The sequence below is a fragment of the Pseudomonas wenzhouensis genome, from assembly GCF_021029445.1.
GTDB lineage: Bacteria > Pseudomonadota > Gammaproteobacteria > Pseudomonadales > Pseudomonadaceae > Aquipseudomonas > Aquipseudomonas wenzhouensis.
On sequence record NZ_CP072610.1, the window covers coordinates 1,232,513 to 1,250,770 of the forward strand.

Consider the following 18,258-nt stretch of genomic DNA (forward strand, 5'->3'; position numbering starts at 1 on the left):
ATTTGTTCCCTGCAAGCATGCTGGAAGTAACGACCTTGTTTCTCGGCTGGTTGTGGAGATCAGATTTGGTAGAGTCTCTCCTTCTCACAGAAGGAGTGCTTTAGATGGGATTCTTTATCGAGTGTCGCCGTGGGGCTGAGATTTCGCATGACAGGATTAAGTCAAAGATCAGCCATACTGAGATTCAACAGCTCCCAGATGAGACGGAGATGGTTTCCAGCCCTCGTTTCAAGGGGGATGATGAAGAATGGAGAGCGTCGTTTGCCGCACAAACCAAGCAAGGTTCGATCACTTGGCATGTTCTGTTTACCATGGGGGACGCTGATCCTAGCTTGGGGGAGGTGTCTCTTGCCAGCGCGCCGGCAGGCGTAGTTGTGGAATTGGATCCAGAGTTCGCTATCACGTACGCGGATGACTGAACCGATCAGACATCGCACAAAAAATAAAGAATGTCCCGCGCCGCTAGATGCAGGACATTCGTTGCTACGTAGGTCTGTCACTGTGTCGGCAGACCGCACTCCTCAAGGATTTGACGGATCATGTAGTAATCTTCCAGCGGTGCGCCTGTTTTGCTCTCAATGGCATTTACGGCGTCGTCGTGGCAGGCGTCGGTGCCGTATTTGGCGATGTTTACCAAAGGCTCGTAAGGTGCGTCGCCTCTGTCCGGTCCTACATCTCCACGATATGCAGTGGTGTGACCATTGCTGTCATAGCCCAGATACCAACCCGATTCGATGATGAAGTAACCGTTGACACCTTTACCCACCATCGTGCCCTTCGGAAACCCAGGCTGATTCGAGATAGTGGCGCAGCCGTATTGGTCGCAGAGCACGTTCAATGAGCCGGGTACTTCTTCCAATGTCTTGGTGCCGGTCTGGGTGTCGATGAAGGGCAGGCGCTTGATCCGTGGCGTACGGTCGCCTGCAGGGCGGCAGTCGTAACTACCGATGCTTCTGTGTTTCGTGGTTGAGCAGCTAAAGACGTTCTCGCCAACAACGTAGTCCACCTCACGCTGCTGGGCCGTGGCGATGTTGCTCGCTGTGACGGCAGTGATCAGCGTGGCAGCAAAGCCGAAAATCAGTTTGGGGTTTGTGGTCAGGTTCATGATCGAACTCCCTTCGTATGTTGAGCGGCTGGCCACTCGATATGGGGTGGGTTACTTCTTCTTTTTCTTGTAGCGAACGACGATCCGGTTATGCACCGGGTACTTCTCGATCTCGTAGTCGGGGTTGAAGGTCAGCAGGTTGTGCACGGCAATACTGGTCGCCGAGAGCAATCCGAATGCCCCCGTGACACCTCCTGCAAAACTGCCGGCTGCTAGACCCACGCGGCCTACGGTGTATACGCGGCAGGTCAGTCCAGTGACCTCGATCTTGCTTTCGACCAGGCGAACGGCTTCGATCAACTTGCCGCTGAGGCCTACGACCTCAAACGACTCTTTGCGGCTGATGAGTTGAGGCAACTTGGCGGTGGCCAAGTCGTCGAATGTCAGTTGTGTCATGGTGAAGGTCTCGCTTATTGCGCAATGAAGGGTTTTGCAGTGTCGACTTAGATGGATGCTTATCGACTCTATGGGTTGGATAACAACCTTTGAAGCCCTTCATGTCAAGAGGATGGCATTCGACCATTCAGGTTGACCTGGAGGGTGTATGCCGAAGTCTGAAGAAACGAACCTGGCCAAAGTGGTGGGCTTGGCGATTGCCAGGCAGCGCATGCTGTGCGAACTGACTCAAGAGCAGGTCGCCGAACGGCTGGGGATTGGTGGTGAAGCGGTGTCGCGTATCGAGCGTGGCATCGTGATGCCGAACATCGAGCGCCTGATGCAGTTCGCTGAGATATTTGGCTGTGAGGCTACGGATCTGCTGACCCAAGCCAGCCACCGGCCTGAAGACCAGGCCGTGCGTATCAGCCAGATGCTCAACCAGCTCACACCAGCAGATCGTCAGCTGGTGCTGGAGATGATCGAGCGTCTCACCCAACGCCTGAGTCAGGATTGAGTTCAGGTTTGGGCGCCCGTTTAAACAGCGCCCCGCAACGCAGGCACAGGCAGTCGTGTTGCATAAACTGAAAGCGCCGGGTGTCTTGCAGAAAGGGTTGGTTCTCAGCCCATTGCCGCTGAGCCAGTTCAATCCCTTCCGTCACAAATCTCAGCACCTGTTCCAGGTTGATCGGCTTCACTTCAGGTGATGCAGCCTCTGGGTCGGACGGTCGCCGTGCCGCAGTCATAAAACCGCCTATGACGCTGGCCAGCATGACCAGCGTGCCGACCGCTTCGTTGGACAACACAGCGGATGATTCACAGATCAAGCAACGTGTGGACATGATCGCTCCTCGGGGCGTGATGGTGCCCGCAGCAAAGGGTGGTTAGAGCAAGCCCTGTTCAGCCAGCGACACGATGCCTTCTGACCCCACGATGAAGTGATCCAACGTGGTGGTGCCAACCATGGCCAGAGCGTTTTTGAGTGTCTGCGTCAGGCGTATATCTGCCTGGCTGGGCGAGGGATCGCCGGAAGGATGGTTGTGCACCAGGATCACTGCAGCGGCGTTTTGCGCGAGCACTGTTTTGATCACTTCACGCGGATAGACGCTGGCTGCGTCGATGGTGCCGCGAAATAGCTCCTCGAAACTGATCACGCGGTGTTTGCTGTCGAGAAGCAGCACCGCGAAGACTTCGTGTGGCAGATCCTGCAGCAGCACCTGCAGGTGCTCCCTGACTTTGTGGGGATCAGTCAGCGCACGGCCTTTACTCAGTCGCTTGGTGGCCAACTGCTGGGCCATGCGCAGGATGTCGGTTTCGGTGACTGGCGAATCCACCAGGTAACTGCCGGCGACTTCACCGGCCTTGAGCTTGTGAAATTTCATGGTTTGTCTCCAGATGGCGAGCCAAGTCGGCCCGCCTGTGGTTAGGCAGAAGGTTCGAGCTGCTGGGATTGGGCTTCGAGTTTCTCGGCGAGTGACTGGGTGTGAACGGTGCTGTCGGGCTTCGATGCGGAGGGTTGACCGTCCGGAAAGAACTCTTCAGCAATGGCGCTGCTGTCCTCGCCGTCATCCTCGAAGATGCCGTTGCCCAGACCGACACGCGCGGTGGCATCCAGCGCGGCTTGATCAAAACCAGCCGCCTGACGCGCCTCATCCAACTCACGCGCAGTGAGTAACGCTTGCTCGACCGTCATACCGCTGCGTAGCGTCAGATCGACGTAGAAGATCGGCGTGCCATGGCTCTGCCGGGTGGATTTGCCACGTAGACGCAGCTCCAGCGGCAGGCACGCCAGGCGATCACCCGAGATGGCCCGGAAGTACTGCAGTCGGGCAATCAGCGTACGGATACTGTTGAAGCCCGTGGTGCGAAACACGAAGCTGCCCAGGGCATCCTCATCGCCAATCACCACATTCATTCGTCCGTAGGGCTTGCAGGCGTTGCCCTTGGCCAGAGGACAGGCATCGGGTGACGGGCAGGGCAGCGATTGAACGCCGTCCTTACCGATGCGCTTGCAGGTCTCACCATTACCGACACACACCGGTCGACCGTTCTGCCGATCAAACAAGGTGTAGTCGGCGCGGAAGTTCAGATCTGGCTCGTTGAACAACAAGCGCACTGGGATGCTGCGCAGCTTGTCGTCTTTGCCCTGGCGCAGTTCGTCATTGAGCGGATGCAGAAGCCAGCCGTCTTTGCCCTGCACCTGAGAGGTAATGGTGAATTGGTCGTCTTTCTCCGGCAGCCGCTTGCCGTTCTTCTCGACGACCTTGCCGATGGAGATGCGCCCGAGCACGGGCGGGGTAATTGCTAGACCTTTGAGCATGATGGCGCTCCTTGAAAACAAAAAAGGCCAGCCAGCAGCGCGAACTGCATGGACTGGCCAAGGGGAGGGATTGAGTTGAAGAGGGTGATCAGCCGATCAGAAAACGCCGGCTACCTTCTTTGAGCTTCGGATAGCGGGCCTGCAGGTAGGGCTTTTCCTGGAGCAGGCGCTCGACATCGAGCACGGTGCTGTCTTTGGCTTTGCGCCAGCTCACGTAGCCGCTGGAGAACTCAGCACGGGTCGATTCACCCATGGCCTGCTGTAGCATTTGCTTGAGCTCGGCCTCGCGTTTCTCCTTCTCGGAGATCGATTGACGTACAGCCTTCAGCTCCAGGAAGGCCGCTGCCAAGCCGGCGTTACCACTGAAGTCGACGATCTGGCCGTTGTCCTGTGGATACAGGCAACGGAGCGCCAGTTCCGCCGAGGCACTGCCATCGGCAGGTGGCGGGGTATCCGTTTCAACGTACTGCCAGAAACGGCGCTCCAACTCGATCAGGCGAGCGATCATCTGCTCGTCCCGCTCGATGCGATGGATCTCCAGTGTTTGGCCACCGAGCAACACCGCCACATCCGCCGCCTGCTTGCCGGTGACGGCGAGCTGGTGCATCACCTGCAACTGCACATATTCGGGGACGCCTTCTTTCCAGAGGCGTGCCCCGTTTATGCCGGCTGTCTTGCATTCGAGGATCTGCACTTCGTCTGTACCGATGACCTCGCGATCAATGTTGGCCAACATCCAGGGCAACTCCGGATTGGGATGCTGCAGCACGGCGTTGATGCGACGTACCTTGTGCTTCGTGCGCTTGCTGTAATGCCAAGCCACGATGGGCTCCAGCACGTTGCCCCAGTAAGCCGGGCTTTCTTCGTCGTGCGGGTCGGCCTTCGGCAGGTTGCTGTCGCGGCCGGTTTTCTCCAGCCACAGCTCCAACTGGGATTTGTAGGGATTGAGGCCGACCGCCGCCGCTGCATCCGAACTGCCGATGCCTTGCTTTCGGATTTGCAGCCAATCCTCGCGCGGCAGTTCCTTGGTGCTGACCAGACGCAGGGCAGGGCGTTTCTTGCTGGTGCTGCCATTCAATGACGTTGCTTTCATGGTGTTCACCTCGCGGACACAAAAACGCCCGATCAGCGCTGAACTGACCGGGCGTTATGGAGTGGATGAAGTAGAAAAGGGGAAGATCAGGCGACCATTTGCAGGGCCGCATCCAGAGCACGTTGCTTGACCTGTGCACCTTGGCCAAACCAGGCCGAGTCGAGGCGGTACTCAGTGCTGCGAGCACGACGCTCATGGTCGACGTACTCGGTCACCGCGTTGAGCAAGCCCCAGGCAGTGCCGCGAGCCGACTCCAGATCCGAACCACGTCCGCGCCCTTCATACAGCTCCTGCACACGGCGCAGGGCACGTTCGTTGGGCAACTGCTCGGGCAATTGTCCGGTCGGGCTGACCTCGCACAGCACGTTCATGAAGTAGCCCAAAGCCTCATGCCATTGCACCTTGCGTTCAGCCAGCGCGCGCATGCGGTACATGAAATCGTCCCATTGCGAAACGGCGATGCCGAGTTGCTTCTTCACCACCTTCGGATCGAAGCGGGTATTGTGCGGCACCTTGATCGCACGGCTGGTGCCGTCCAGGGCCACCGTCAGGGTGTTGTTGCACACCACGCGCACAGTGGTCGGTGTTGCCGTAGTCGCTAGAGTGCCGTCACAGGAAGTCGCCAACAGCAAATAGCCGTTGACCTGATCGTGGCCCTTGATCGACGTGCCTTGCCCTGTACGTGCCAGCGCCCAGAACTTGCGACCGCCCTTTAGCACACCTGCCGTCTCCAGCTCATAGCCGGAGACCTCGGTCATATCGCGATAGAACTCCAGCACCTCGCGCGGTTGTACGGTGTGGTAGCGGTTGGAAACCACTGACAGTGGAGCCTTGGTATCGGAGCGGTAGAGCACCTTCTGTTCAGGAAAGGAATGGATCGCGCCCAGGTGACCGACAGCATCCGATTTGAAATGAACCGGCGACTCCTGGATTTGCCAGTCCATGCCGGCCTCACGCTGCCAGACCTCGATAGGTTGCTTGCGAGGCAGGTTGTTGCCCAGGCCATGCCAGGGAGTGGTGCCGACGTAAGCCATTTGTTCGACTTGATGAACCATGATGAATTTCCTTTGAGCAATAGCCGGCATAAAGCGCTGCGCATGGCGCAGCACCGGCATTTAGAGATGAATGAGATAGGAGAACGGCCGGATCAGACCGGCTGATTGAAGCGGTGACCGCAGCTCAGGCAGAGGTTGTGGGCCAGCACATGACGGTCGAGTTTTTCGCCAAGCTGAGCGCCCATCGCACAACCACCAGCAGCGCCAACCAGGCCGTTGAGAATGGCCGATGACAGGGCATTGAGGTTGACGTTAGGAGGCTTGGCTAGGGTGCTATTGGTAACAGCCGGGCCAGTGAGCAGGATGGTGCCGGCACCACGCAGCGCACCGCCCAGCATGCCGATGAAGGCAGCAATCCGCATGGCGGTGAGGTGCGTGGAGACCTGAGGAGAGCCGCAGCTCGGACAGTGCAATGACATGGTTGAAGACTCCATGGTGGGGATGTCATTGCGGTGATGTGTGGTTGAGATATTTTTGAATGTATGGATCAGTGTGCTGGCAGTTTTGCACATCAAGTAAATGACATAAAGCGGTCAGAAGCGGCCTATCGTTACCGGGAGAAGTCGCCCCCTAGAAGGCCACTGGGAACGACTACTACTGGCCGATTCTGTTGAAAATGGTGCTTCGCGGTTTTGAATACGAACTGTAGCTGTCGACGTTGAAATCTGAGTTATTTGGTTGGAAGGAGGAATTGACTCTGAAATAGTCGTCAATCTCACTTGTATGGGAGCAGCATAGGGGGATAGAGACTCCTTTGGTCTTTACGCAGCGCTCAAAACATTCGCTTTTTAAGCTCTGAAAAGAAGGAGGTCACCGAGTATGATTTTTCAGCATGATAGGCCAGAAGCATTCCCCGATGGGGCTGCGTGTCCTGTGGGCACTGATACATACACTTTTTGGATGTTTTAAGTTAAGCATTGTAGGCGTATCTAATGTCCATTATTTATGTAGTGGTTCTGCTAGGTGTTTTAGATTCGTATAGTTTGGTGTGAGTAATCAGCTAGATTTAATTAACTGTTAGTTACAATGATGTTTACTTGTTGTGGTGGCAGTGCTATTATCGCGCGCGTTAAGTTTTTTGGGTGGATGTCTGTGCTAATCGAAGAAGCTCTTCAGCTTGAAGATGTGCAAATTTTGGAGCGTGAAGAGCGGAGGCGAAGTCTCGGTGCTTTTTATACTCCGGGTTTTTTGAGTAGATTGCTGTGCGGTTGGGCCATCCAGGATAAAAACCAAGTTGTATTGGAGCCGAGCTTCGGAGGTTGCACGTTCTTAGAAGAGATTTCTTCTCGCTTCTCCGTTTTGGGTTCAGTTAATCCATTAAAGAATGTATATGGATGTGACATAGATAAAAATGCCTTCCTGAAGCTAGAGTCTCTTAATATAGTGGGGTGCGAAGGAAACTTTTTGCAAAAAGACTTTCTGCTTCTGGAGTGTGGGTCATTCCGTAGCGCTAAGGTTGATGTCGTAATTGGTAATCCTCCATATATTGGAAACTCTCAAATTGGATCTGAGCAGCGCAAGGCTGTGGAAAAGTGGAAGAGCACCTATGGGGGGGGGGTTGATGCAAGATCGAGCTTGTGGGTCTACTTCTTCATTCACTCTCTAAATTTCCTCAAAGAAGGTGGGCGCCTTGCTTTTGTATTACCAGGTAGCTTCCTCTCAGCAGACTACTCTAAAAAAGTACATAAAATTCTCAAGGATAGGTTTTCTACTTGTCTAGTCGTATCTTTGGCGGAAAGAATTTTCATTTCTGAAGGCGCAGAAGAACGAACTGTGATTTTGTTGGCTGATGGGTTTAAAGAGGATGCTATTTGTAGTGGTTTGATGAAATTTGCTCATGCTGCAAAGCTTTCAAACTTGCCTGACTTGTTTTCTGGTTGGGAAGAAGATAAGTCTAATTTTGACGATTTTGACGCAATAGGCTTGGGCTCATTCGTTGAGCGAAGTGCGACAGGTCGCTTCATGGAGTTATCGCGTCGCATTCCAAATATTGAAGTAGGAAGTATTGCTTCGGTTGGTATTGGAATTGTTACGGGCGATACCAAGTTCTTTATTAGGACATTGGCTGATTGGCATGGATTTGGTGTTGCTGACGATTATCTAAAGTTTGTTGTGCCGAAAATTAAGGGGATTACAGGTCTTAATCTAACTAAAGCTCAGGTCAGATCATTAATTGGTTCAGGCCTTCGTTGTCTTCTTCTAGATACGGAAAAGAAAAGCCTCTCTACTGAGGTTTTAATTTATTTGAGTCGCTATCCTCTTGAGAAGCGTAGCTTGGCTACTTATAGAAAAAGGAATATTTGGCACCAGCCAGATGATCATAAAATTCCTGATGGATTCTTTACGTTCCTCACTCACAATGGGCCAAGATTAATTCTCAATGATGCCAGGGTGAATTGCACTAATTCTGTACATAGAGTTTTTTTTAAAAAGAAATTAAGCAGTGTGATGACAAAGCTGATTTCTCTTTCCATGCTTTCCACTTTTACACAGGCTCATGCGGAGATAATTGGCCGGCCATGCGGGTCCGGCGCTTTGAAACTTGAGCCTAAAGATGCATTGCAGCTTAAAATTTTATATCCTGAAGCTGTTGATGAAGATTTAATTAAGTCCGCATTCAGAAAAGCCCACAGGGAGCTTTCGAGAGTTCCTCCTAACGAAAATGCTGCGCGAAAAATCGCTGATGATGCGTTGGGGGAAATGATTGGTTTGGATTATCAGTGTGAAATAAAAGAGTTAGAACTTGCTTTGCAGGTCGCCCGCGACCATCGAAAGGGTAATGTAGAGCTAAATCTAGAATAGAAGGACGCTATTTGATGGATATAGTTAGTTTAAAAGAAAGTCTAGTGGCGGCCCTAAGCGAGAGTAAAGTTGATTACGACAGAATACTTGGTCTTGCGAATGAAATCTCAAAATATGACACGGAAAATGTTAGATTTTCAGTCGATGCAAGTCATATTTCTAGATTGGGTCATGAGCTCGTTTCCAAACAGGAAACTGCTGTAGCAGAACTAATCAAAAATGCATACGACGCAGATGCTGAATATGTGAAGGCTGTTTTTAAGGAGACTTCTAAGGCAGGTGGCGAGCTAATTATTTCAGACAACGGTATGGGCATGAGCCGAAGTGAGCTTATTAATGGCTTCATGCGCATATCTACAAGAGATAAAAGCGAGAACCCATGTTCATCCAAATATAAAAGGCAGAGGGCAGGTCGGAAAGGCATAGGTAGATTTTCGGCTCAGCGCCTAGGGATGCGTTTACAGCTGACTACTAAGAGGGAGGAAGATGCAGCGGGTATATGCATTGAAATTGATTGGAGTAAATTCGAGGATGTTGGTGATCTGATTTTAGTGTCTAATCAAATTACTTCTGATCCTTCTGCTGGTGTTGGTACTACGCTCCGGATTAGTGACCTTAAGGATTCTTGGAGTAGTGCGCAAATTCAACGCGCATACCGTTTTATCTCTGAGCTTCTACAGCCTACTCCACTTCGATTCTCTCCAAATAAACAGGATGGTGATCCTGGGTTTAGAGTCGAGTTTTACGAAGAGCGTAATGGTAAGCAAGAGTTAATTGCCAGCGAACAACAAAACATTCTTGATAATGCGCATGCTCTGATTGCTGGGTATGTTGATGAAAATGGGGAACCTTATTTCTCTATTAATTCTAAGAGATTTGGTTTTGAGGGCGGTTCTGAGAGTCTTCTCTCTGATGTGCGTGTAAAAACAGTTTTCGATGTTGAAGTAAAGGATTATTCACTGCTGGCAGGCGTTAGCTTTCAGGCCCATTATTTTATTGAGGATGATCTGCCGCCAGGCTCAAGAAATATAGTTAGAAATGTCCTACGTAAAAATAGCGGAATTAAGATTTATCGTAATGGATTTCGTGTGTTGCCGTATGGTGAGCCTCAAGACGACTGGCTGGGATTGCAGCGCTCCTCAGCTCTCAGGCAATTACTGCCGCCTCATGCAAATTCAAATTTCATTGGTTTTGTGCAACTAACTGATCCTGATGGTAATAGTTTCGAGGAAACAGCTAGTCGTGAAGGACTGATTGAGAATCGGGCATTCTCTCAATTGCAAGACTTCATTTATAAGTCATTAATGCACGGAATAATTAAGATAGCGCATGCTCGCGGGAAAAAGATTTTCTCTACAGATCCGTCACCTAAGAAAACTCCATCTGAGCGCGCCGAGGGTATTACAACAAAGATTTCTACATTCGTTGAAAGCGTTAGTGGCAAAAACGGAGGGATGCCTCGCCCTGCTGCTGAACAAGCAAAAATTGACGAAGAAGCTTCTGAAATACTCGACGAAATTATCCTTCTCGAAAAAGACACTCAGGCTCTATTGGAAGAGCTTGGCATGTTACGTGTGCTCGCCAGTCTAGGATTGACTATAGGTGAATTTACTCATGAAACAAGGCATGTTTTATCTGCGTTGTCTGCAGGTATTTTTACGATAACTAAAGAGATTCCCCATACGGATAATCTGAAAACATTGCAGGGAAATATAGAGTCATTACAGGCTTATATGCGCTATTTCGATAAGGCGGTTACTCAGAATTCGCAACGAAATTTAAGTGTTCATGAGATTAGGGATCTGCTGGGCGATTTCGAGCAAGTGGTTTCATCAGCGCTTAAAAGGCAATTTGTTTCTCTAAAGGTCGAGGTTTCTGGATATGACCTTTTTGTCAAACCAAGTCATAAATCTGAGTGGGCATCGATATTTTTCAATTTATTCACTAACTCACTTAAAGCTATCAATCGAGCACGTGTCTCGGGCGATATCCGTATTCTAGCGGGTGAAGTTGATGATGCCACGCTCTATATTGAGTTCATTGATAATGGCGATGGTATTGCTGAAGAAAACAGAGACAAGGTTTTTGATGCGTTTTTTACTACTAGTACACCTGAGGATGCCCTTGCCGATGATGAGGTTCACATTACCGGTTCTGGCCTGGGTCTTAAAATAATAAAAGATATAGTCGAAAGCGCTGGAGGGGAAATATTTATTTCGGATCCTCCACAAGGGTTTTCGACTTGTATTCGTATCGAGTTTCCACGCGCCACGGATGAAGAGATTCCAGATGAGCTCCGTTAAATATTTATGTATCGATGATCAGCCAGAAGATTTTATTCAGCCTCTTTTGAGTAAGTTGTCGAACTGTAAAGCTGGTTTGAATTTTGATCGTATGCACCCTCAGGAGTTTGAATCTCAGTTTGAGCGTATTAACGCCTTGGCTAGAGAAGAGCAGTGCTTTGGTCTGCTAATCGATTTGAGACTTGACCAAGATGCGGATCTAGAGAATGGTAATAGGGTTTATTATCGAGGTCCTACCCTGGCACAAGAACTCCGTACGCGCATGGCAGAAGGAGTGCTGCCTAGTTTTCCAATAGTTCTTTGGTCGATGAATGATAATATTGTCCATTCTTATGCTCCAGACAGTTCTTCTCATGATCTGTTTGATGCTGTTTACGCTAAAGATGATGGGCAGAATGTTCTAGGTGAAAGCGTTGCCTTAGAGCTTTTTTGGCTTGCGGCTGGTTATCAAAAGTTTAATAAAGTATTTGAGCAAGGTGCGGCATTAGTTCTTGAAGGCTTTTTGGGTTTGGATGAGGATGATAGAAGTTACTTAGATCCGCGTTTAATTTCTTTCCTTAAGGGGAAAGTTGTATACGAGATGGCTGGAAAAATTCTTAATACTTTGATTCGGTCCGAGGGTGTGCTTGTAAGCGAGATTATGCTGGCTGCGCGCTTGGGTGTAGATATTGTTAAGTCTGATGGTAGTTGGTCGCAGCTTTTAAGCGAAATGAATAGTGCTAGCTACTCGGGCATCTTCCATGAGGCTTGGCCTAGATGGTGGATGCACCGCGTCGATGCTTGGTGGGCTGAAATAGTTGCGTATAAGGCATCACTAAGGAAGTATTCTGCGCCAGAGCGTATTGCAATAATTAACGAAAAATTTGGTTTGAATCTAGTAGCAGCCACACCTATAGAAGATAGCTATAGTGTCCGATATTCCACTGTCTGTGTAGCGACAGGGAGGCCGCTCGATCCTGTTGATGGTTTTAAGGTATTCAGTCCTCTACAGGATGCATGGCAGGATAATAGATATGTCTCAACTTATGCAGTTCTTCAAAGAGTGAAAAAAACAGAGTGGGTGCTCGATCCACTGGAGGTGGAGCGTTTTAAGCAGCTTACGGATAGGCTTAAGAATGAAAAAAAGAATTAAGCCAGAAGCGTATAGAAAGCAAGTTTCTGCTGAGCTTAGACTGCTCGGAGGCGTCCTTGAGCGCAATGCGAGTGAGGTATGCTTCGATATAGGGCCCATTACTCAGGCTGCGAGTATGTGTGGAAGTTCTAAGCCGTACGGGCCTGAATCATGGGGGTATCAAGTTGATGATCTTAGATTTAGAGTGAAAACTCCACAAAAAGCTATACCTAGTTCAGTTGGTAAGTACCTCCAGGTCGTAATGAATTTTAAGATTCAGGGTAAGTGTTCAGATGAGCTTACTGATCTAATTAAGTTGCTGGAGTTCAGTATCGTCGTGACAAGTGATGACGGGGCGTATCTGTCTTCTTGGCATTTTGATAAGCATATAGTTTCGGAAGAGGGGGGTGATGGAGAGCCCGAAGATGCGCATCCGTTATATCACTTTCAATATGGTGGAAAAAATTTGGCGCCATTGCAGGGTAATCATGGAGGTATATTGATATTGCCGTCTCCGAGGATCGGTCATCCTCCAATGGATGTTGTGCTGGCAATTGATTTTGTGCTGTCTAATTTTGCTGGCGCACATTGGAAGAGCCTGAGAGAAAAGACAGATTACAGTAGACGCTTAATTGAGGCTCAGGAGAGATATTTAAAGCCCTATGTCGAAAGTATGTTTTCCTGGTGGAGTGCCGGTAGAAGATCTGATTTCGTTAGAAGCCTCTGGCCTCATTTGGTCTGATCCATTGTGCGGTGCTTCAGTTAATCTGATCAGAGATAATATTTAATAGGAGCGGGTATGCCTATGCTCTATTTTTCTAGAGAGCGAAAGTGAGATGATCTATTTAATAGGCGGCGGTCGCTTTATTCGGCAGCAGCCCACTAGTTAGGGGATCGAAACGACCTTTCTATCCTCCTGATTTTTCTGGATTGCAGAAACAGAGAGACTCCCCGTAGCTGCTTTCTGAATATGCTCACTCCACCAAGCCATCATTGGGCGCCTGCGCTCGATGTAGTCCGCCCGGTTGTAGGCGCTACGAACCTCATCCTTGTCGACGTGGGCGAGGGCGACCTCGATCAGCTCAGGCTCCCAGCCGTGTTCATTGAGCGTTGTACTGGCCATTGAGCGCATTCCGTGGCTGACCAGGCGGCCTTCAAACCCCATGCGTTTCAGTGCCATGTTGGCTGTTTGACTATTGCAGTGAGTACGCGGATTGCGGTCAGCAGGGAACACGTATTCACGGTGTCCGCTGTAGGGTTTGATTGTTTCCAGAATGGCCAATGCTTGATCTGTAAGCGGCACCGTATGCGGGCGACGTTTCTTCATGCGCTCAGCCGGGATCGTCCATATCCTTTTCTCGAAGTCGATATCGGCCCAGCGGGTAGTGGCAGCCTCAACGGGACGAGTCATCGTGTGCAATTGCCACTCGATCAGGCATCGAGTGGTTCTTTTTATGCTGGCGTTCGCGATTGCAACCATGAGCTCTTTGAGCTCATCGGGGGGTAAGGCCGGCATGTTCTTTTTCTTCGGCTTCTTGAACACGCTACCAATCCCGGTAAGTGGGTTGGCAGGTATCAGGCCTGAGTTGACCCCGTAGGTCATGATCTCGTTGAGTCGCTGCGTAAGGCGTTTGACGGTTTCCAAGCTGCCTTTAGTTTCGAGCGGCTTGAGAAGGCTGATGACCTTCGGCGCTGTTATGGACGCGATCGGTGTAACGCCCAAGTCGGGGAAGACGTGCAACGTAAGCGAGCGCCAAATGTCTTCGGCGTAGGCGGGGGTTACTGCATCTTTTTTGAGCTCATACCAGGACGTCGCTACGTTCTGCAGCGTGTGTTCAGTTGCGGCCTTTTTGGCCTGTCGATCTGCGTCGCGTCTCTCTTTGGGATCAATGCCCTGTGCTACGAGCTCACGCGCTTCAATGGTCAGTTTGCGGGCTTGAGCAAGGCTTACTTCCGGGAAGGTGCCGAGCCCCATATTCAGTCGCTTCTTGGTGATGGGGTGGATGTAGTTGAAATTCCACAACCTTGATCCATTGATTCTCACTCGCATCTGTAGGCCGTTGCCGTCAGTCAGGGTGTAGTCCTTTTCTTTGGGCTTTGCGGCTTTGACCTTCAGGTCTGAAAGGCGCGTTGTTGCGGCACCCATGGTGTACTCCAGTGCGATATGTGTATTCCAAAAAATACCGGCTTAGGGCTTGGAATACAATTTGGAATACACGAAGGCATGGATGCAGTTAGACGTCTTTGTACGTCTATGACGCTGAAGGCCCCATATTTGCTGGGTTTCAGGCACAAAAAAAGACGTCCGTGGACGTCTTTAGATGTTGTAATGGTGGAGCCGGGGGGATTTGAACCCCCGTCCGCCAGTTCTCCACTGTTGGTACTACATGCTTAGCCGTGTCTATTGAGTTAACCCTCAGCCGCCCGACGGGCAGGGTGCATTGGGCGAGTTGTGTAAGTTTTAGCCGCTTCGTCCACAACGTACTACGCGGCGATCCTGTTCTGCATGACAATCACTTCAGGTTTACAGGCATCCCCTAGTGATCGCTGGAGCCGAAGCTACCAGAAGGACTAGTCGCGCCGCTTACGCAGCGAGAGCGTAGCCCTCGTAGTTTTCGTCATTGGCAACTATAGAAAGTTGCAACAGTTGATTTACGACTTCTGTTACCAAGTCGGCATGCACCTCGAGCTTCGCTACCGGCGTCGAATCCTAATCGGCCCCAAAGCTTTGCGGTTACGGATAGGACTGGAGTTTACGGCAAAGGTTCCTCTGCGTCGACTGCGGATTCCAGCGCAGGGCGCTATGATGGCGCCCTGCGTCTATCTGCGCTTGCCCCCGGAAGGAGCCTCAATGCCGAGTTCTAGCCGCTACCCTCTGCGTCAGTGGATCTGGCGGGCGTTTGTGCAAAGTGCGCTCATACCGCTGATTCTGGTGGAGTCGGTGCTGATCGCGGTGTATCTGCTGAGCAATCAGGCGATTCGTGATGCGCAGATCGAACACTTGCAGGAAACGGCAGTCAAGGATCTGGCCAGTGCCGCGCAACGTGAAGGACAGATCATCGATGGGCGCCTGCGCTCCATCGAGTCGCTGGTGCAGGTTTATCGTGAGGCCGCGTACGAGGCGTTGCTCGATACGCGCTTCCAGGCCGATGAGCTCGAGCATCAGCGCCACGCAGTCACGGACAGTGGCGTGTTCTATACCCGCAGCGATGACGGGCGCGCAGCATCCTTTTATGCCAACAGTACGCCGTTGGGGCAGCAGGATCACGCCAAGGCCATGCGGCTGTCGCAACTCGATCCGCTGATGCGTTCGATCCAGCAGGCCAACCCGTTGGTGGCGGCGCTGTATTTCAATACCTGGGACAGTTACAACCGTATCTATCCCTGGTTCGATACGCCCGCGCAGTATCCCCATGACATGGTGATACCCGATTACAACTTCTATTACCTGGCCGACGCCAAGCACAACCCCGAACGTAAGGTGATGTGGACCGAGGTGTACCTCGACCCGGCTGGCCTTGGCTGGATGATGTCGGCCATCGCTCCGGTGTACCGCGGTGATTTTCTCGAGGGCGTGGTCGGCCTCGACGTGACCGTGGGCCAGCTGCTGGGCGAGATTGCCGAGCTCAACGTGCCATGGCAGGGCTACGCGATGCTGGTCAGCCAGGACCACGACATCATGGCGTTGCCCAAGGCGGGGGAGCAGGACTTCGGGCTGCGTGAGCTGACCCAGTACTCCTACGCAGAGGCTGTGCGTCGCGAGGTTCTCAAGCCGGAAGATTTCAACCTGGCCAAGCATCAGGACATGACCGTGTTGCTGCAGGCGATGAAGCAGGGCGATGGCGGCGTGCAGGAAGTGCAGCTCGGCGGGCGTAATCAATTGGTCGCCTGGAGTGAGATTCCGCAGACCGGCTGGCGTCTGCTGCTGGTGGTGGATGAAGAGCAGATCTTCCATGACACCAATCAGTTGGCCGAGCGCTACATGCAGATCGGTTACCTATTGATTGCCGGGCTGGCAGCGTTCTATCTGTTGTTCTTCGGCCTGATGTGGCTGCGCTCACGTAAGCTGAGCGAACAGCTGGCGCGCCCCATCGATGGCGTTGTCGATATGGCGACCAGCCTCGGCCAGGGCCGATATCTGCCTGCTGTTCCAGATAGTCATATCGCCGAGGTCAGCCGTCTGGCAGATGCCGTACAGCAGGCGGGCAAACAGCTGCAGGCCAGCGAACAGGAACGCCAGGAAACGCAGAGCATCCTGCAGCTGGTGCTGGAGAGCACCACTGAAAGCCTCTGGCAGATCGATACCCGTGATCTGACCATCGATCTCAGCGAGCGCTTCGTGCGGCGGTTCGGGCTTGGGGCCAGGCACCTGACGTTGAGTGAGTTCAATCAGCGTGTGCATCCGGATGATGTGGAGCGTCTACGCCACCTGCGCAAGTTGTTCGCTGACAGCAGAGAAGAGTTCTTCGATGCCGAATACCGCTATCTCGACTGTCATGGGCAATACCTGTGGCTGCTCAGCCGAGGCAAGGTGCTGACGCGCGATGAAAGTGGTTGGCCGCTGCGTATCGCTGGTACGCATGTCGATATCACCCGCCTCAAGCAGGTGCAGGAGGAATTGCGCCATGCCAGCCTGGAAGCACACGCCGCCAGTCAGGCCAAGAGTCGTTTCCTGTCGAGCATGAGCCATGAGCTGCGAACGCCGCTCAACGCCATCCACGGCTTCGCGCAGTTGATCGAGATGGAGGTACAGGACAAGCAGGACGCCAGGCTGGAGACCGATTACGCGCGCGAGATCGTCAGTGCCAGCCGCCATCTCACGTCGCTGGTCGATGACATCCTCGATCTGTCGAGCATCGAAAGCCGGCGTCAGCAGTTGCAGCTGCAACCCATCGAAATCGGCGCTCTGCTCAAGGGCTGTGCTGAGCTGGTACAGCCCGAAGTTCAGCAGAGGCACCTGCAATTGCAGGTGATGGAGGCCGCCGTGCCGCCCTTGTTCGTGCAGGGCGACCCACGTCGGGTGCGACAGATTCTGCTCAACCTGCTGTCCAATGCGATCAAGTACAACAGCCCGCGCGGGATGATTCGCATGGGCTACGAGGTGCGTGCCGACGGTGTGCGATTGTGGGTCGACGACACCGGGCCAGGGCTTTCCAGCGAGCAACAGGCGCAGCTGTTCCAGCCGTTTCAGCGCCTCGGCCGGGAGAGTTCGAACATTCCCGGCACCGGTATCGGCCTGGTGCTGTGCCGCGAACTGGCCACGCTGATGAATGGCGAGATCGGCGTGCGCAGCGAGCCGGGTGTGGGCAGTCGCTTCTGGCTTGACATACCCAGTGCAGCCAGCCCTGACGGACAGGCTGACGAGGCAGCCGAGGCACCGGCGCAGGCCGTGAAAAGTCTGGTACAGGTGCTGTGCGTGGAGGATCACCCGGCCTGTATGAAGATTCTCCAGGCATCCTTGCGAGAGTTTGCCGAGGTCAGGGGAGTGGGTTCCTGCCAGCGGGCACTGGCCGAATTGCAGGACAGTGAGCCGGCGCTGGTGTTGCTGGATATCGACCTGCCCGACGGCAACGGCCTGGATATTCTCGATGCGATGCGCGCAGAGCCACGTTTGCGTGATGTGCCGGTGATGGTGATCAGCGCAGTGGCCGATGATCGGTTGTTCGAAGACGCCAGGTCACGCGGCGCATCGGCTTGCCTGAGCAAGCCGGTGGATCTGCAAGAGGTGCGTCAGGTCGCGCTGGGCTTGCTGTACAGCGGCTATTGAGCAAGCCCGGCGTGCGTCATTCGCTGGCGGCCAGCAGATCGAGCGCTTCGCTGAGCACCTTGACCGACTCGGCATGATCGCCGGCCTTGTGCAGGGCTTCGCCTTCAGCGCGCAACTCCTGCACCTTGGCCAGCACCTCGGGGTCGGAGGGTGGGTCGCTTTGCAGCAGTGCGTCGATCTTGGCCATGTCCTGCGGGCAGTGCATGGCCCAGAGCGGCAGACTGATCAGGGCAGCAGCGAGAAACAAGAGTGTGCGACGCATGGTGACTCTCCTGAAACGGGCTATGGGAATTTCAGTATAGAAGCCTGCAATCCGCTCGCTGCCAT

The 18,258-nt window shown here is 52.6% G+C and carries 17 protein-coding genes and 1 other RNA gene; 7 read left to right on the forward strand and 11 right to left on the reverse strand.

Annotated elements, in window-relative coordinates; translation table 11 throughout:
* Positions 1-104 precede the first annotated feature (104 nt).
* A complete protein-coding gene (locus J7655_RS05600) occupies positions 105-419 on the forward strand; it encodes a hypothetical protein (protein ID WP_230926916.1) in 315 nt (104 codons plus the stop codon).
* A gap of 77 nt (positions 420-496) precedes the next feature.
* On the opposite strand, the gene J7655_RS05605 is transcribed toward J7655_RS05600, so the two are convergent.
* Together J7655_RS05605 and J7655_RS05610 are read right to left on the reverse strand one after the other, a co-directional pair.
* Complete coding sequence (locus tag J7655_RS05605; protein WP_230926917.1) at positions 497-1,105, reverse strand: hypothetical protein; 609 nt, start codon at positions 1,103-1,105, stop codon at positions 497-499.
* Between the two features lie 51 nt (positions 1,106-1,156).
* The gene (locus tag J7655_RS05610) at positions 1,157-1,501 is read right to left on the reverse strand and encodes a hypothetical protein (protein ID WP_033939301.1); all 345 of its coding nucleotides are present in this window, start codon (positions 1,499-1,501) and stop codon (positions 1,157-1,159) included.
* Positions 1,502-1,649: 148 nt separating this feature from the next.
* Between J7655_RS05610 and J7655_RS05615 the strand changes: the two genes are divergently transcribed.
* On the forward strand, positions 1,650-1,997 hold the full coding sequence (locus J7655_RS05615) for a helix-turn-helix domain-containing protein (RefSeq protein ID WP_230926918.1): 348 nt from the start codon (positions 1,650-1,652) through the stop codon (positions 1,995-1,997).
* Here J7655_RS05615 and J7655_RS05620 read toward each other — a convergent pair.
* The 6 genes from J7655_RS05620 to J7655_RS05645 all read right to left on the reverse strand — a co-directional run bounded on the left by J7655_RS05620 (position 1,972) and on the right by J7655_RS05645 (position 6,367).
* Positions 1,972-2,322, reverse strand: a complete 351-nt coding sequence (locus tag J7655_RS05620; RefSeq protein ID WP_230926919.1) for a hypothetical protein — start codon at positions 2,320-2,322, stop codon at positions 1,972-1,974. The genes J7655_RS05615 and J7655_RS05620 overlap by 26 nt on opposite strands.
* A gap of 42 nt (positions 2,323-2,364) precedes the next feature.
* Positions 2,365-2,862 (reverse strand): RadC family protein, encoded by a 498-nt coding sequence (radC, locus tag J7655_RS05625; RefSeq protein WP_230926920.1) that lies wholly within the window; start codon positions 2,860-2,862, stop codon positions 2,365-2,367.
* 41 nt (positions 2,863-2,903) lie between these two features.
* Positions 2,904-3,800 (reverse strand): recombination directionality factor, encoded by an 897-nt coding sequence (locus tag J7655_RS05630; protein ID WP_230926921.1) that lies wholly within the window; start codon positions 3,798-3,800, stop codon positions 2,904-2,906.
* 88 nt (positions 3,801-3,888) lie between these two features.
* A complete protein-coding gene (locus J7655_RS05635) occupies positions 3,889-4,893 on the reverse strand; it encodes a YqaJ viral recombinase family nuclease (RefSeq protein ID WP_230926922.1) in 1,005 nt (334 codons plus the stop codon).
* 86 nt (positions 4,894-4,979) lie between these two features.
* Positions 4,980-5,948 (reverse strand): DUF932 domain-containing protein, encoded by a 969-nt coding sequence (locus J7655_RS05640; protein WP_230926923.1) that lies wholly within the window; start codon positions 5,946-5,948, stop codon positions 4,980-4,982.
* Between the two features lie 92 nt (positions 5,949-6,040).
* Positions 6,041-6,367, reverse strand: coding sequence for a hypothetical protein (locus J7655_RS05645; RefSeq protein WP_230926924.1), 327 nt, complete (start codon positions 6,365-6,367; stop codon positions 6,041-6,043).
* A 673-nt stretch (positions 6,368-7,040) separates the two neighbouring features.
* Here J7655_RS05645 and J7655_RS05650 point away from each other — a divergent pair.
* Genes J7655_RS05650 through J7655_RS05665 form a run of 4 tightly spaced genes read left to right on the forward strand, consistent with a single transcriptional unit; the run spans position 7,041 to position 12,906 of the window.
* The gene (locus tag J7655_RS05650) at positions 7,041-8,750 is read left to right on the forward strand and encodes an Eco57I restriction-modification methylase domain-containing protein (RefSeq protein ID WP_230926925.1); all 1,710 of its coding nucleotides are present in this window, start codon (positions 7,041-7,043) and stop codon (positions 8,748-8,750) included.
* A 14-nt stretch (positions 8,751-8,764) separates the two neighbouring features.
* Positions 8,765-11,053: a sensor histidine kinase gene (locus J7655_RS05655; protein ID WP_230926926.1), complete on the forward strand. Its 2,289-nt coding sequence runs from the start codon at positions 8,765-8,767 to the stop codon at positions 11,051-11,053.
* Positions 11,040-12,185 carry a hypothetical protein gene (locus J7655_RS05660; protein WP_230926927.1) on the forward strand — a complete coding sequence of 382 codons (1,146 nt, stop codon included), beginning with the start codon at positions 11,040-11,042 and terminating at the stop codon, positions 12,183-12,185. Before J7655_RS05655 ends, J7655_RS05660 begins: the two co-directional genes overlap by 14 nt.
* On the forward strand, positions 12,169-12,906 hold the full coding sequence (locus tag J7655_RS05665) for a hypothetical protein (protein ID WP_230926928.1): 738 nt from the start codon (positions 12,169-12,171) through the stop codon (positions 12,904-12,906). Before J7655_RS05660 ends, J7655_RS05665 begins: the two co-directional genes overlap by 17 nt.
* A gap of 144 nt (positions 12,907-13,050) precedes the next feature.
* On the opposite strand, the gene J7655_RS05670 is transcribed toward J7655_RS05665, so the two are convergent.
* Positions 13,051-14,310: an integrase domain-containing protein gene (locus tag J7655_RS05670; RefSeq protein WP_230926929.1), complete on the reverse strand. Its 1,260-nt coding sequence runs from the start codon at positions 14,308-14,310 to the stop codon at positions 13,051-13,053.
* A 184-nt stretch (positions 14,311-14,494) separates the two neighbouring features.
* Positions 14,495-14,886: a transfer-messenger RNA gene (gene ssrA, locus J7655_RS05675) on the reverse strand.
* Positions 14,887-15,015: 129 nt separating this feature from the next.
* Here ssrA and J7655_RS05680 point away from each other — a divergent pair.
* Complete coding sequence (locus J7655_RS05680) at positions 15,016-17,931, forward strand: hybrid sensor histidine kinase/response regulator (protein WP_230926930.1); 2,916 nt, start codon at positions 15,016-15,018, stop codon at positions 17,929-17,931.
* A gap of 16 nt (positions 17,932-17,947) precedes the next feature.
* Here J7655_RS05680 and J7655_RS05685 read toward each other — a convergent pair whose 3' ends face one another.
* Entirely contained in the window at positions 17,948-18,193 is a 246-nt protein-coding gene (locus J7655_RS05685) for a hypothetical protein (protein WP_147810947.1), read from the reverse strand.
* Positions 18,194-18,258: the final 65 nt, after the last annotated feature.

Coding starts and splice junctions, on each gene's coding strand:
- J7655_RS05655 (WP_230926926.1), top strand. CDS start 8,765: ATGGATATAGTTAGTTTAAAAGAAAGTCTAGTGGCGGCCCTAAGCGAG.
- J7655_RS05630 (WP_230926921.1), bottom strand. CDS start 3,800: ATGCTCAAAGGTCTAGCAATTACCCCGCCCGTGCTCGGGCGCATCTCC.
- J7655_RS05640 (WP_230926923.1), bottom strand. CDS start 5,948: ATGGTTCATCAAGTCGAACAAATGGCTTACGTCGGCACCACTCCCTGG.
- radC (WP_230926920.1), bottom strand. CDS start 2,862: ATGAAATTTCACAAGCTCAAGGCCGGTGAAGTCGCCGGCAGTTACCTG.
- J7655_RS05615 (WP_230926918.1), top strand. CDS start 1,650: ATGCCGAAGTCTGAAGAAACGAACCTGGCCAAAGTGGTGGGCTTGGCG.
- J7655_RS05685 (WP_147810947.1), bottom strand. CDS start 18,193: ATGCGTCGCACACTCTTGTTTCTCGCTGCTGCCCTGATCAGTCTGCCG.
- J7655_RS05680 (WP_230926930.1), top strand. CDS start 15,016: ATGCCGAGTTCTAGCCGCTACCCTCTGCGTCAGTGGATCTGGCGGGCG.
- J7655_RS05660 (WP_230926927.1), top strand. CDS start 11,040: ATGAGCTCCGTTAAATATTTATGTATCGATGATCAGCCAGAAGATTTT.
- J7655_RS05670 (WP_230926929.1), bottom strand. CDS start 14,310: ATGGGTGCCGCAACAACGCGCCTTTCAGACCTGAAGGTCAAAGCCGCA.
- J7655_RS05645 (WP_230926924.1), bottom strand. CDS start 6,367: ATGTCATTGCACTGTCCGAGCTGCGGCTCTCCTCAGGTCTCCACGCAC.
- J7655_RS05605 (WP_230926917.1), bottom strand. CDS start 1,105: ATGAACCTGACCACAAACCCCAAACTGATTTTCGGCTTTGCTGCCACG.
- J7655_RS05635 (WP_230926922.1), bottom strand. CDS start 4,893: ATGAAAGCAACGTCATTGAATGGCAGCACCAGCAAGAAACGCCCTGCC.
- J7655_RS05610 (WP_033939301.1), bottom strand. CDS start 1,501: ATGACACAACTGACATTCGACGACTTGGCCACCGCCAAGTTGCCTCAA.
- J7655_RS05600 (WP_230926916.1), top strand. CDS start 105: ATGGGATTCTTTATCGAGTGTCGCCGTGGGGCTGAGATTTCGCATGAC.
- J7655_RS05620 (WP_230926919.1), bottom strand. CDS start 2,322: ATGTCCACACGTTGCTTGATCTGTGAATCATCCGCTGTGTTGTCCAAC.
- J7655_RS05665 (WP_230926928.1), top strand. CDS start 12,169: ATGAAAAAAAGAATTAAGCCAGAAGCGTATAGAAAGCAAGTTTCTGCT.